The sequence below is a fragment of the uncultured Cyclobacterium sp. genome, assembly GCF_963976465.1.
Lineage (GTDB): Bacteria > Bacteroidota > Bacteroidia > Cytophagales > Cyclobacteriaceae > Cyclobacterium.
The window spans coordinates 1-12,807 of the sequence record NZ_CAXBOC010000102.1 but is presented as its reverse complement, the minus strand read 5'-3'; the positions used below and the strand labels follow the sequence as shown (position 1 = coordinate 12,807).

General features: G+C 37.5%; 10 protein-coding genes and 1 pseudogene. 3 read left to right on the top strand and 8 right to left on the bottom strand.

Features of this window, described 5'->3' with window-relative positions; translation table 11 throughout:
- A partial coding sequence (locus AAC037_RS07915; RefSeq protein WP_339902472.1) for a chromosome segregation protein SMC occupies positions 1–3,135 on the top strand: 3,135 nt, incomplete at its 5' end.
- Between the two features lie 107 nt (positions 3,136–3,242).
- On the opposite strand, the pseudogene AAC037_RS07910 reads toward AAC037_RS07915, so the two are convergent.
- The 7 genes and pseudogenes from AAC037_RS07910 to AAC037_RS07880 all read right to left on the bottom strand — a co-directional run bounded on the left by AAC037_RS07910 (position 3,243) and on the right by AAC037_RS07880 (position 8,645).
- A pseudogene (locus AAC037_RS07910) lies at positions 3,243–3,712 on the bottom strand (DUF6691 family protein).
- A 27-nt stretch (positions 3,713–3,739) separates the two neighbouring features.
- Positions 3,740–4,321: a YeeE/YedE thiosulfate transporter family protein gene (locus tag AAC037_RS07905; protein ID WP_339902471.1), complete on the bottom strand. Its 582-nt coding sequence runs from the start codon at positions 4,319–4,321 to the stop codon at positions 3,740–3,742.
- A gap of 222 nt (positions 4,322–4,543) precedes the next feature.
- Entirely contained in the window at positions 4,544–5,965 is a 1,422-nt protein-coding gene (locus tag AAC037_RS07900) for an MBL fold metallo-hydrolase (RefSeq protein WP_339902470.1), read from the bottom strand.
- A gap of 371 nt (positions 5,966–6,336) precedes the next feature.
- Complete coding sequence (locus tag AAC037_RS07895; protein WP_303612534.1) at positions 6,337–6,798, bottom strand: biopolymer transporter ExbD; 462 nt, start codon at positions 6,796–6,798, stop codon at positions 6,337–6,339.
- 1 nt (position 6,799) lies between these two features.
- On the bottom strand, positions 6,800–7,438 hold the full coding sequence (locus AAC037_RS07890) for a biopolymer transporter ExbD (RefSeq protein ID WP_339902469.1): 639 nt from the start codon (positions 7,436–7,438) through the stop codon (positions 6,800–6,802).
- 1 nt (position 7,439) lies between these two features.
- Positions 7,440–7,769: a hypothetical protein gene (locus tag AAC037_RS07885; protein ID WP_014021354.1), complete on the bottom strand. Its 330-nt coding sequence runs from the start codon at positions 7,767–7,769 to the stop codon at positions 7,440–7,442.
- Positions 7,770–7,829: 60 nt separating this feature from the next.
- Positions 7,830–8,645: a MotA/TolQ/ExbB proton channel family protein gene (locus AAC037_RS07880; RefSeq protein WP_014021353.1), complete on the bottom strand. Its 816-nt coding sequence runs from the start codon at positions 8,643–8,645 to the stop codon at positions 7,830–7,832.
- Positions 8,646–9,491: 846 nt separating this feature from the next.
- Here AAC037_RS07880 and AAC037_RS07875 point away from each other — a divergent pair.
- A complete protein-coding gene (locus AAC037_RS07875) occupies positions 9,492–10,403 on the top strand; it encodes a class I SAM-dependent methyltransferase (protein ID WP_339902468.1) in 912 nt (303 codons plus the stop codon).
- 332 nt (positions 10,404–10,735) lie between these two features.
- A complete protein-coding gene (locus AAC037_RS07870; RefSeq protein WP_339902467.1) occupies positions 10,736–11,908 on the top strand; it encodes a PQQ-dependent sugar dehydrogenase in 1,173 nt (390 codons plus the stop codon).
- 358 nt (positions 11,909–12,266) lie between these two features.
- Here the strand turns inward: AAC037_RS07870 and AAC037_RS07865 are convergent, their stop codons facing one another.
- Positions 12,267–12,635, bottom strand: coding sequence for a hypothetical protein (locus tag AAC037_RS07865; RefSeq protein WP_339902466.1), 369 nt, complete (start codon positions 12,633–12,635; stop codon positions 12,267–12,269).
- Positions 12,636–12,807: the final 172 nt, after the last annotated feature.

Sequence of the window (12,807 nt, the reverse complement as noted above, 5' to 3'; positions counted from 1 at the left end):
GAATACCTGTTAAACGGCATCACCTGCCGATTAAAAGACATTACGAATCTTTTCATGGATACGGGAATTAACTCCAATAGCTATGCTATCATAGAGTTAAAAATGATCGATGAATTACTGAATGACAAAAACAACTCAAGAAGAGATTTATTCGAGGAAGCTGCAGGTATTTCAAAATTCAAAACCCGGAAAAAAGAAACCCTAAAGAAATTAGGAGATACGGATGCAGATCTGGACAGGGTGGAAGACCTGCTCTTTGAAATAGAAAAGAACTTAAAATCTTTAGAAAAACAAGCCCGACAGGCTACAAGGTATTTTGAAATAAAAAAAGGGTACAAATCTGCCAGCATTGCCCTTGCCAAAAAAGGAGTAATTCATCAACGAGATGTATTAATAAATCTCAACCAAAAACTAGAACATGAAAATGATCAAAAAGTACAGTTAAATGCTGAACTAGCAAATAAGGATGCCTTCTTGGAAAACCTTAAAGCTGAAATGATCCATAAGGAGAAACTACTGGGTAGTAGGCAAAAAACCTTAAATGAACATGTTCATAAAATCCGGCAGTTTGAGAGTGACAAAAAAATAAAAAATGAAAGGCTTCGCTTTCTTCAAGACAAGTCTCACCAGCTGAGAGCGCAGATTGAGCAAGATAAAAAAAGCAATGAAAGGGCCGGTTTTAGCATCAAATCACTGGAACAGGAACATCGGATTTCCGAAAAACTTACCCAAGAGAAAGAACAGACTGTAGAAGAACTAAAAGCTGTTTACGAGGAAAAAAAGGCCCAACACAATGTCTCCCTCGAAAAACAAAAAGTCATGCAAAGTACATTCTCTCGAAAACGAGATGAATTGTACCAATTATCAAAAAGTCAAGAGATCAAGCAAATCCAACTCACAACCATCAAACAGGAGTTAGAAAAAACCGCAACAGATGACAACAGCCAGATAGAAAATTTGGCTGGTTTTGAAGAAAAACTACAGTTAATAAAAGGTCTATTAGACGAGGAAAATGCAGCTTTTGAAAAATTAAAAAAAGAGGAAGCTGCGCACCTGGCCAAGCAAGAAGAGACCTCCCGAATGCAGGAATTGATTCGAGAGGAACTTACCCAAATCAACCGAAAACTTGATGCCAAAAGCAATGAGTACCAGCTGACAAAATCCTTGGTGGACAACCTTGAAGGATTCCCGGAGGCGATAAAATTCCTAAGAAAAAACAGTCAATGGGGCAAAAACATGCCTTTGTTGTCTGACATAATCACTACAGATGAAAGGTATCGGGTAACCATAGAAAATTTCTTGGAAAACTACATGAATTATTATGTAGTGGACAATGATGCAGAGGCGATTGCTGCGGTGAAACTTTTAAGTGATTCGGGCAAAGGGAAGGCGCATTTTTTTGTATTGGAAAGATTTGAAAAATTTAGGTCCAGTCAAAACAAGCTATTTCCCGATGCAGTAGCTGCTACTGAAATAATAGAATATGATTCCAAGTATGCACCTCTAGTTGCCTATCTATTAGATGATGTCTACATCTTTTCCGGAGACATCCACCAAATACCAAAATCCCAAGAGGGAATTTTCATTACTGAGAGTGGAAAATTTATCGACAGAGAATATACCATTTCCGGGGGCTCTGTAGGTCTGTTTGAAGGTAAAAGGATAGGTAGGGCAAAAAATCTGGAAAAACTAGACAAAGAAATAAAAGTACTCCAGAAAAAAATAAATGAAACCAGGGCCAACCTCGATAAAAAAACGGCTGAGCTATCTAAATTAAAAGCCATTAACTTCAAGCAAACGCTTGAAGAAAAACAGCTTAAGGTCAATGAATTGAACCAAGACTTTGTTTCAATTAAAACGAAGAAAGAGCAATTGGCAGAGATGCTAAGCACCAATGCCAATAAAAAAGAAGACATTGAGGATAAGATTTTCACCCTTACTGAGGAATTAGAAAATATCGGCCCCAAATTAAAGGAAGAAAAAGAAGCCTTCGAACTATTAGAGGAAGAGATAAACACTATCAATGCTGAATTGCAGGAAGACGCGGAAGAACTTTCCCACCGCTCCTCGCAATACAATGAAGAAAACATCCTCTACCATCAACTTTTAAATAAACTTCAGAGCATTGAACAAGAAATAAGTTTCAAAAAGAGCACCTACGAAAGCAGTAAGGAGAGGATTGAAAAGGCCCAGGCTGATATGGGGCAGACGGAGCAGGAAATCATGTCCTTGATTGACAATAATGAGGTAAAGGATGATGAGCTTATCGAACTATATGCGGAAAAAGACAGTATAGAATCCGGGGTAAATGATGCTGAAAAAGATTATTATGCTGCAAGGGGAGAAATTGATGAAGTAGAAAAAGCCATCAGAGAAATTCAAAGAAAAAAAGAGCAATCTGATGCCCTTTTGATGGACCTGAAGCAAACGACCAATGAGATTAATTTAAAGCTAAGCGGAATTAAGGAAAGGCTAAGTGTAGAATTTGAGTTGGACCTTGATGAGATAATGACTGAAAACCCTGATTTGGACGATGAACATGCTTCAAAGTCTGAAGAAGAATTAAGAGAGGAAGTCCAAAAAGCCAAATCAAAATTAGAAAAAATGGGGCCAATTAACCCCATGGCAATGGAAGCTTATGACGAAATTAAAGAACGACATACCTTCATTACCGCTCAAAAAGAAGACCTTATTCAAGCCAAGGATTCCTTAATGTCGACCATCAAAGAGATTGATCAAGTGGCCAGGGAGACTTTTATAGATGCTTTTGAAAAAATAAAGATAAATTTCGTGAAACCTAAAGGAAAGCGCCCTTTGACGATCAATCAACTCTCAGGGGGTGAAAAAACCTTAACAGCAACTTCATTGCTGTTTTCCATTTACCTGCTAAAGCCTGCTCCTTTTTGTATTTTCGATGAAGTGGATGCCCCTTTGGATGATGCCAACATTGATAAATTTAACCAGATCATTCAGAAATTTTCGAATGAATCTCAATTTATCATTGTCACCCATAACAAACGAACCATGGCAAGCACTGATATCATTTATGGTATCACCATGATAGAGGCAGGAGTATCCAGAGTGGTGCCGGTAGATTTAAGAGAATTGGTAGATGAAGAGGCTTCTCAAGGATAGGCCTACCCTATAAGCCCATTATTTCAACTGTGCGACGAAGGCATTTGAGAAAGGGAGCAACAGGTGTTCCCATGAAAGGAAATACCTATTGATCCGCATATTCCCATTTATTTGGGGAGACTAGCAGCAAACCTACCATATACCCAAGTACCTGCTACTGCACTTGCCAGGGAGACGAAAACTACCGTAAAACCTGTCCCAATCTGGGCAAACAAGGGTCCCGGGCAAGCTCCGGTAATGGCCCAGCCTAATCCAAAGATAAAGCCTCCGTATATTTGACCTCTATTAAACTTCTTATCTTTAATTTGGATAGGTTCACCATTAATGGTTTTAATTGAAAATCTTTTGATTATTTGGATGGAGAGCATGCCAACAAGAATTGCTGAACCGACTGAAACCGAAACATTTCCTGAATCCTAAACCAAGAGATAATCTCTGCCTTTACGAAAATAATCCCGAAAAAAAGCCCAACAAAAAGGTATTTTAATAATGTCAAGCCTGATTCTCCTTGCTTAACTTTCGCCTTTGAGTCATTGTTTTTTTCAATCTCTCTTTGATCAATTTCTTTTATTAACATATCAATAAATTTATATTCTTATTTACTTTAAAAGCCTACCCAAGTCATAATGAAAGGCAGTAATAAATGAGTCATTACCAGTCCCCCAATCATAAAGAAAACGGTAGCTACTACAGAAGGCCATTGAAGGTTGCTTATGCCCATTATGGCATGCCCTGAAGTACATCCTCCAGCATACCTTGTACCAAAACCAACCAAAAAGCCACCTACAACCATGAAAAAGAAACCCTTTAAGGTAAGGAGATGCTCCCAGCTAAATATTTCCGCAGGCAAAAGGCTGTTAAAATCAGTCAATCCCAATGCCCTCAAATCTCTTTGAGTGCTTTCAGCTATGACAATTGTTTCCGGGTTTGACAAAAATAAGGCAGCCACTACACCTCCTAAAAACACTCCTGTCACAAACATCAAATTCCAGATTTCCTCTTTCCAATTGTATTGAAAAAAGGGGATTTTTGCCGGCACACAAACTGCACAAACATGTCTTAGGGAAGAGGAAATACCAAAAGATCGGTTCCCTAATAGTAAGAGTATCGGTACAGTAAGACCTATCATAGGTCCTGCTATATACCAAGGCCAGGGTTGACTGACCCAATTCAAGAAATCATTCATTATAATAAATTATTATTGTTTACAAAAGGAACTATAATCATCCCTAAACCTTAAATAGGGTATGCGTAGGTACCATCAACTCATCCAAAGATGTGCTGAAAATACTTATTACTACATTTGATAAGAATGGGATAATTAAGACAATTGCTAGAGGGTGCTAAAGGTGTCAAAGCGCACCCTCTAGTTTTTTGGCAATATCAAAACAGGCATTGGCCTACCTACTTATAACATGGTTGTTGGACAAGCATACTCACTGACAGGGAATTTTTCGGATGATTTAATGGCAGCAAATCCTCCCTTGACATTAATTAAGTTGTCATAACCTCTAGCCCTTAGAACAGAGCTGAAAATCATGGACCGGTAACCTCCTGCACAGTGTACCATATAGGTTTTGTCCTTATCTATGGTTTTCATGCTATCATTGATATAATCCAAGGGAGCGTTTATGGAACCTATTACATGCTCACTAAAGTGTTCGCTTGCTTTGCGAACATCCAAGACAATATTTTCAGGAGCATTTTTAGAAAGTTCACTTAACTCTTCCACGGTAATTGATGGAATGGTATCAATTTCTTTTCCTGCTTTTTCCCAGGCAGTCATACCACCTTTAAGAAAACCTAAGGCATGATCATAACCTACCCTAGCTAGTCTGGTAATGACCTCTTCTTCCCTACCCTCGTCCGCTACAATCAATAGCTCTTGTTTCACATCAGGTATCAGGGTACCTACCCATACCGCAAAGCTGCCATCGATTCCAATATTTATAGCGTTAGGAACAAACCCTTTAGCAAAAACTTCCGGATCTCTGGTATCTAGTATTATTGCTCCGGTTTGGTTGGCGAGGTATTCAAAATTTTCAGGATTAAGGGCTTCTTGACCACGTTCCAACACATCGTCGATACTGTCATAACCCTGAATATTCATCATTACATTTTGAGGAAAATAGGCAGGTGGTGGTGTAAGGCCATCCCATACTTTTTCAACAAATTCTTCTTTGCTCATTTCTTGCAAAGCATAATTTGTTTTCTTTTGGTTGCCTAAGGTATCACTTGTGTCCTTGCTCATATTTTTTCCACAAGCGCTTCCCGCACCATGTGCCGGATAGATAATCAAATCATCAGGTAGCGGCATTATTTTATTCCTTAGGGAATCGTACAAGTGCCCGGCTAACTTTTCTTGCGTTAAGTCTTTGACCACTTTTTGGGCAAGGTCAGGCCTTCCAACATCTCCTATAAACAAGGTGTCACCTGTAAATAATGCTTCGGGATTTCCTTCTTCATTGATCAAAAGATACACAGCACTTTCCATGGTGTGTCCCGGGGTATGAAGTACTTTAATTTTACTTTTACCAAGTATAAATTCTTGGCTATCCTGAGCAACAAGGGCATCAAAACCCAACTTCATTTCTGTAGGGCCAAATACTATAGAAGCATTGGTCTTTTTTGCCAGATCCATATGGCCACTAACAAAGTCAGCATGGAAGTGTGTTTCAAATATATATTTGATTTTGGCACCATCTTCCTCGGCCTTATCAATATAGGGTTGAACTTCTCTCAATGGGTCAATAATTGCTGCTTCCCCATTAGATTCCAAATAATAAGCTCCTTGAGCTAAACAACCGGTATAAATTTGTTCTATTTTCATAGTAGATTTCTATTCAATTAATGATAGCATAAAACTACGAGGGAAATCTATATTCCAATATGACATTAGTCACACAAGTATTGCTATGATGAAAGCAGAACATATTGAAAAGGCTAATCCGTTCAATGGAACTAAAAAATAGCCAATATTTATTCGAAAAATCTAGGGTTATGAAAACTAGGGGCGCTAGGAGTCAACCCAAGTGAGGCCTGAATCTTATCTATAAAAAGCTAAAAGCCCTCGATTAGTAAGGAAAAATCTAAGTTAATAAAACTTAGTGTTTTCGATTCCTTTAAAACGTCACACAAAAAAACAAAAAAAAAGCTGTTTCCGTAGAAACAGCTTTCTTAATAACTTATAAAATCCTATACTTAGTTTTCAACTTTACCAACAGAAGCATACATAAGTTTCCTAGCATCTGCTTCTCTTAGTTCAAATTGAATGTCACTTATTGGTCCCATTTTGACGTCCCTATCAGCTTTGAGAGAAATCCAAATTTGGTCTCTTTCAGCTTCAGAAAGGTTGTCTTTTTGTTGGTTTACCCAAAGGACAAGGTCTGAAGTATTGATCAACACATCATTGGCTTGCAACCTAGGTTCAGAACCATATAATGAAGTGTTTTTAGGTTTTCCAATGTACAGGTAAGAAATCAAAGTTTTCTTTTGAATCTTCTGTAATTGAGTCGCCTGTGGGATTTTTTGCTCAACCAATATTGTTTGTTCTCTCAATACTGTCGTTACCATAAAGAAAAACAACAACATAAAGATAATATCAGGCAATGCCGAAGTTGGAATATTGGTATCCGCTTTGGTTTTCTTTTTAAACTTTGACATATCAGCTTCCGGTTTTATCAGGTTCAGCAATGGAAATGGCCATTGGAATATTTTCTTTCCCTCTGTCCATTAGTTCCTTTTCAGCAGGGGTCTGACCTGACAGGGTTCTATACTCTTCTCCTGTAAGCCCTACACGCTCTCCATAAATCTCGAAGTAAGCCTGTTTTACTAAATCCAAAACCTCCAAATAAGTCTCATAGCTGGTACCTCTATTGGTTTTAATTGAGATTACTGCGCCACCTGACATGGGGTGATCTGAAGATTCAGGGCTTTGATCTGCCAATCCTTTTAAGGAAGGAGGCAAACTATTAAACAAAGCAATAGCATCTTCATCGGGATTTCCGAAATTCAGAATAAATCGTTTGATTTCGTCAGAAATGCCATTTAAATCATTCCTAAACTCCCCTTCAATCAAGAGATCATCATTTGCATTGATAAGAATATTAAAAATATTCCTTTCATTTAATTCAATTTCCGGTGGGGGTTGATTCGGATCTTTCTTAGGAGGAAGAAAATTTATAATCCCTTTATCCGAAGCAATGGTTGTGGTCACGAGAAAGAAGATAAGGAGCAAGAAGGCGATGTCTGCCATCGATCCTGCATTTACCTCCTGAGCCATTCTACCTCTCTTGCTAGCCATATTATTTAATTATTTTATTAATTTCTGTAATTACAATCCCAACAATTGCAAGTAAAAACAGGGCATAGACTGTTATCAATACACCACCGACCATTTTAGCTCCTTCCGGAGTAATATTGAATGGGTCAGCCATATATTTTGCAGCTACGTCACCGCTAGCGCTAGAATAAGCTATTCCAAATACAGCAGCAATTATCACCACTCCAACGAGTGTTTTTAAAAGGCTCTTAGGATCTCCTAAGGAACTAATCAATGGCATAATTAAAGCTAGTATCGAGCCGATAACAACTAGTAAGTACCCTGCATATAAGAATATATCAGTAGTATCCATTTTATCTTAAATATATAAGTGAATAAATCATTTTATTGAAAAACATTAAATTGACTAGATCTATCTAGTCAATTTATGCTTAACCAAAATGTCTACTAAACTGATGGAAGCATCTTCCATATCATTTACGATAGAATCAATTTTAGCCACACAATAGTTGTAGAACAACTGTAGGATAATCGCAACGATCAAACCTGCAACGGTGGTCAAAAGGGCAATTTTAATACCACCTGCAACAAGAGATGGAGAAATATCACCGGCAGCTTCAATGGAATCAAAGGCACCAATCATACCAATTACCGTACCCATGAAACCCAACATAGGTGCCAAAGAGATAAATAGAGATATCCAAACAAGACCTTTTTCCAAACGTCCCATTTCTACTGATCCGTAAGCTATGATAGATTTTTCTACCATTTCAATACCCTCAGAGTATCTCATTAAACCTTGTGTGAAGATAGATGCTACAGGACCTCTGGTTCCTTTGGTTACATCTTTTGCGGCTTCAATTCCGCCTTCATCTAAAGCATTTTCTACTTTGGCCAACAATTTCTTTGTGTTAGTCGTAGAAAGGTTTAAGGTAACGATTCTCTCCAAAGCTACAGCCAAGCCTAAGATCAAACACAATAATACTGGTGTCATAAAGGTAGGATCACCCTCAATAAACTTGTCTTTTATAACTTGATGAAAAGATTGCTCTTCGGCAACGATGTCATCATCAGTCATAACTGGAGCTGGGGCCGGAGCAGCTTCTACCGGTGCGGCCTCTTCAGTAGTATCAGCTTCTGATTCTGTTTCTGTTTCTTCTTGTGCTTTTGTGATCATCGGAGCAAATAAAATTCCGAAAAGCATGAACAAAGCGATTAACTTTTTCATAGTGTAGTTTTTAATAGACATTTAAAGGTTGAACGGTTTCTAATTTTAAATTGATTTTTAAAGTTATAATTTTTTCGGCTCAAATTGCAAATGATTCCATTATTATTTCTAAGAATTTGTCGCAAATCCTCAAGTAATATTCATTTGACATGGGCTAAGCCCTTGAAATTCCTACTGTTCTCTAATTTGCAATAGTAAGAAAAAAAATTACTCATTTTCATAAACGCCACCCCCCGCATCTAGTATAGGAAGGCAAGCATTCACTTATATAAAACTAACTATTTAAAAGTTAAAACGCAAATAAAACATTCCTTAATATAAACCTATCCTACTAAATATCAAATATTTAAGACCAATATTATTTTTAAAAAACCCGCTACTTTTTATCCTAGGTATTGGAAAATACCTACCTTAGGATAAATTAATCCCAAACTCATAGGTAACTCAATAAAGGATTTGCCCTTAATAATCTCTTGAATCCAGTGTGGAAATTTTGGAAAATTCCTATGTGTAATTGAAAGCAGACCTATTATTTCTCTGCCCTTATAGTCTCAAAATTTCGGCACAGATGCACTGCTGCTTTTTCCTTTCCACTTAAAATATCCCGTAAATTTATAGGATTTAAGAATATGGATTCCCCTTCTTTTAATAGATGCTCATACCTGATTAGTGAAAAATCTTATTTTAATCGGATATAATATTGATTCTTAAGCAACTGACTGGTCAAGTATTAAAAACCTCCATAATGAATTAATTTAAGTCACCCTTACCGTCCTTTTACAGAACTTTGTAGTGGTCTATATTTAACTTAATTTTGTTCATTCATCGAATCCTCTGAATAACTATATGAAAGAATGTGAAATTTGCCAAGCCTCAGAATTCAAGGCTATTGTGGCCCAAGAACGAATGTATGGTACCGGAGATATTTTTGATTATAAGGAATGTAGTTCTTGCAAAGCACTTTTTTTGGCAGACATTCCTGAAGACCTAGGTAAATATTATCCTTCAAATTATTACTCTTTTGGTTCCTTTAATCCTAGCAATGCCCTTTTGGCACTTCTCAAAAAACTAAGGTATAAAGCATTTTCTCGGGGGTTCTCTTTCAATTCTCCGGTTTATTATGACTGGCTCTCTCCTCTTACCTTAACTCCTACCAGTAAAATTGCAGATATAGGATGCGGGAATGGACAACTATTAGCTGAAATGGCCTATTCCGGTTTTAAGCGACTCGATGGGTATGACCCTTATATACAAGCAGCTTTTTCTTCAGAAAATTTCTCTATTTATAAAAAGGACTTTTTTGAAATTGATCAGAAATATGATTTGGTAATGTTTCACCATTCTTTTGAACACCTACCCAATCCTGTTGAGGTCTTTACAAAACTTGTGACCATTTTAAATCCGGAAGGGCAAATATTGATCAGAGTGCCTGTCACCGATGCCAAAGTTTGGAAAGAAGAACATACTTTTTGGTTTCAGCTGGATGCACCAAGGCATTTATTTATTCCCAACACAAAATCCATGGAAATTTTAGGAGAGAGGTTTGGACTTGAACTTTTCAATACCACATTTGATAGCATGGACAGTCAATTTTGGGGAACAGCTTTGTACAAAAAAGGAAAACCTTTGGTTGGCACCGACATCGGCAATGAATTTAGTAAAAAAGAACTGGCCGAGTTTAGGAATAAGGCACTGCAATACAATAAAATAAAAATAGGTGATCAGGCCTGTTTTTATTATAGGAAGAAAAAACAATGAAAATCAAAGCTTTTTGACAAAACTGAAAATATAGACCGGCATAAAAAATTAAGAATTTCTATTATAAGACCTTTTAAACCGTAAGATTCACGCTTCGTAACCACTCCTTATTCATTACTGACTGGTAAGCGCTAATTCTATTATAACTTTAAATTTGCAAAAGGCCATTTATTAATCGTTCAAGCCGCTTCCTTAATCAACCTTACTAAAAAAAAAGCTTAAATTGCTTTTCTTGTTGGCAAATAGCTAATGTAAATCCTTTGTATCTGATTCCTCTATCGAACCAAACAGGAACCAAGCTTTCTTTAACCATTCCAATACAATTATCCATTATGAAAAAACAATTGAATATTTTTCTAGTCTTGCTCTTGCTTATCAGCTCGGCCTGCACCAAAGAAACAGAAGACAAAATTACTGGGTCAGCATCAAACTTGACCCTCGTTCCGGCTTTTCCGGAATTAACGTTCACCAGACCTGTTGATTTTCAGCATGCAGGAGACAAGTCAAACAAGCTTTATGTAGTGGAGCAGCGAGGAGTCATCTCTGTTTTCGAAAATGAGGAAAAAACTGGGTCCAAAAAAACCTTTTTAACCATTGAAGACCGCGTGGAAGATTCGGACAATGAAGAAGGCTTACTAGGCTTGGCTTTCCACCCCGACTTTGAAAGCAACGGCTATTTCTACGTAAACTACACGGCATCCAATCCGGATCGTTCTGTGATTTCAAGATTCAACCTTTCCTCCACGAACCCAAATGAGGCAGATCCAAACAGTGAGTTGGTATTGTTAGAATATGAGCAACCTTATGGCAACCATAATGGAGGGCAAATAGCTTTTGGCCCGGATTACTACTTATATATAGGAGTAGGTGATGGTGGCAAAAGTGGAGACCCACACGGACATGGTCAGAACCGTAGTACTTTATTGGGAAATATTCTTAGAATTGATGTGGACCAGGAAAATGGAGATAAACACTATTCCATTCCCGAGGACAATCCATTTGTCGGAAATACTGAAGGTTTTAAGGAAGAAATCTATGCTTATGGCATGCGAAACCCTTGGCGGTTTAGCTTTGACTCTGCCACAGATCAACTGTGGGTAGCTGATGTAGGTCAAAATAGCTATGAAGAAATTGACATCGTAAAAAATGGCGGCAATTACGGATGGAATACCATGGAGGGCTTTCATTGCTTCAGGGCTGATGAATGTGATCAAGAAAACCTGGAATTGCCAATCTGGGAGTATGATCGGGATGAGGGAGATATTTCCATTACCGGTGGATTTGTATACCACGGCGAGGCCATATCCCGGCTGCAGGGACTTTATATCTATGCAGATTATGTATCGGGTAGAATTTGGTCTCTAGACTTTAGTGATCCTGAGAACCCTGTAAATAATGAGTTATTCAAAGCTGATTTTCCTATTTCCTCTTTTGGAATGGATCAACACCAAGAGCTTTATATCTGTGCTTTTGACGATAAAATTTACAAATTTGAATTGGAGTAAAAAATGATAAACAAAAGCATGCCCGGCAAATTTGTCGGGCATGCTTTTGCTAATTGTGTTTTCTAGTTAGCACTAAATTTTAATAAAGTATAGACCTTGATCTTTTTAAAGTTCTAAGTCCATGCTGAAACCTCTTGATTTAGCTTAATTCGCGACTGCGAATACTCTTGCGGAGTCAATGAAGAAGCTGTGGCAATCTCTTTATTTAACCTTAAACACCACTCCTAATTGTCTAAACCTGAAAAATCCTGACGCTCCATATAAAAAGTTAAAAACTTTAATTATTTTAGGTCTAAGTGACGCTTCACTAAACTTAGACCAGACGGCGACTTAAAGGCTTTATAATTGGTCTTCTAGTTTAGATATTCTTAGTAGGCATCCTATTCTGCGTAGCTTTAGGTTTGGTATGTTCCTCGCCTTCTAAATAAGAGGCAGAAATATCTCTTTGATTCCCTGAATTACCATTGGGTATAGGATTTGATTCAGGAAAAGTATGGACCGCATTGTACTTTTCTACTACATTCTTGTTCCATTCTGCCTTTTTCTTTTCAGAAATTAACCCAAGAACGTAGGCAGTATTATTGAATCCAAGGTGAGCATCCCTCAAAGGTCTACCGAATCGGTCAATAATCGACTTATTGGCGGTACCATTTTCAATGGCATCAATGCCTTTCTTTAAAGCAAATCCTAATGCGGCTGCACTTATGGTCTTATATATAAATTTCATTCTTTTAATATTTAGTGATTCTCAATATGCACAATAGGAAGAAATAATCATGCCATAGTTTACATTTATGCATTTCGGATAATAAATTGCTTTAAATGAGCAAAGATCTAGTACCTGTATTCGAATTGTTGATTTGGACAAGCATACAAATCCAAAGGTGGAGGTTATCCTC

What these genes read in the sequence shown, in the direction of transcription:
- AAC037_RS07905 (WP_339902471.1), bottom strand. Translation starts at nt 4,321, where the DNA reads ATGAATGATTTCTTGAATTGGGTCAGTCAACCCTGGCCTTGGTATATA.
- AAC037_RS07900 (WP_339902470.1), bottom strand. Translation starts at nt 5,965, where the DNA reads ATGAAAATAGAACAAATTTATACCGGTTGTTTAGCTCAAGGAGCTTAT.
- AAC037_RS07895 (WP_303612534.1), bottom strand. Translation starts at nt 6,798, where the DNA reads ATGTCAAAGTTTAAAAAGAAAACCAAAGCGGATACCAATATTCCAACT.
- AAC037_RS07890 (WP_339902469.1), bottom strand. Translation starts at nt 7,438, where the DNA reads ATGGCTAGCAAGAGAGGTAGAATGGCTCAGGAGGTAAATGCAGGATCG.
- AAC037_RS07885 (WP_014021354.1), bottom strand. Translation starts at nt 7,769, where the DNA reads ATGGATACTACTGATATATTCTTATATGCAGGGTACTTACTAGTTGTT.
- AAC037_RS07880 (WP_014021353.1), bottom strand. Translation starts at nt 8,645, where the DNA reads ATGAAAAAGTTAATCGCTTTGTTCATGCTTTTCGGAATTTTATTTGCT.
- AAC037_RS07875 (WP_339902468.1), top strand. Translation starts at nt 9,492, where the DNA reads ATGAAAGAATGTGAAATTTGCCAAGCCTCAGAATTCAAGGCTATTGTG.
- AAC037_RS07870 (WP_339902467.1), top strand. Translation starts at nt 10,736, where the DNA reads ATGAAAAAACAATTGAATATTTTTCTAGTCTTGCTCTTGCTTATCAGC.
- AAC037_RS07865 (WP_339902466.1), bottom strand. Translation starts at nt 12,635, where the DNA reads ATGAAATTTATATATAAGACCATAAGTGCAGCCGCATTAGGATTTGCT.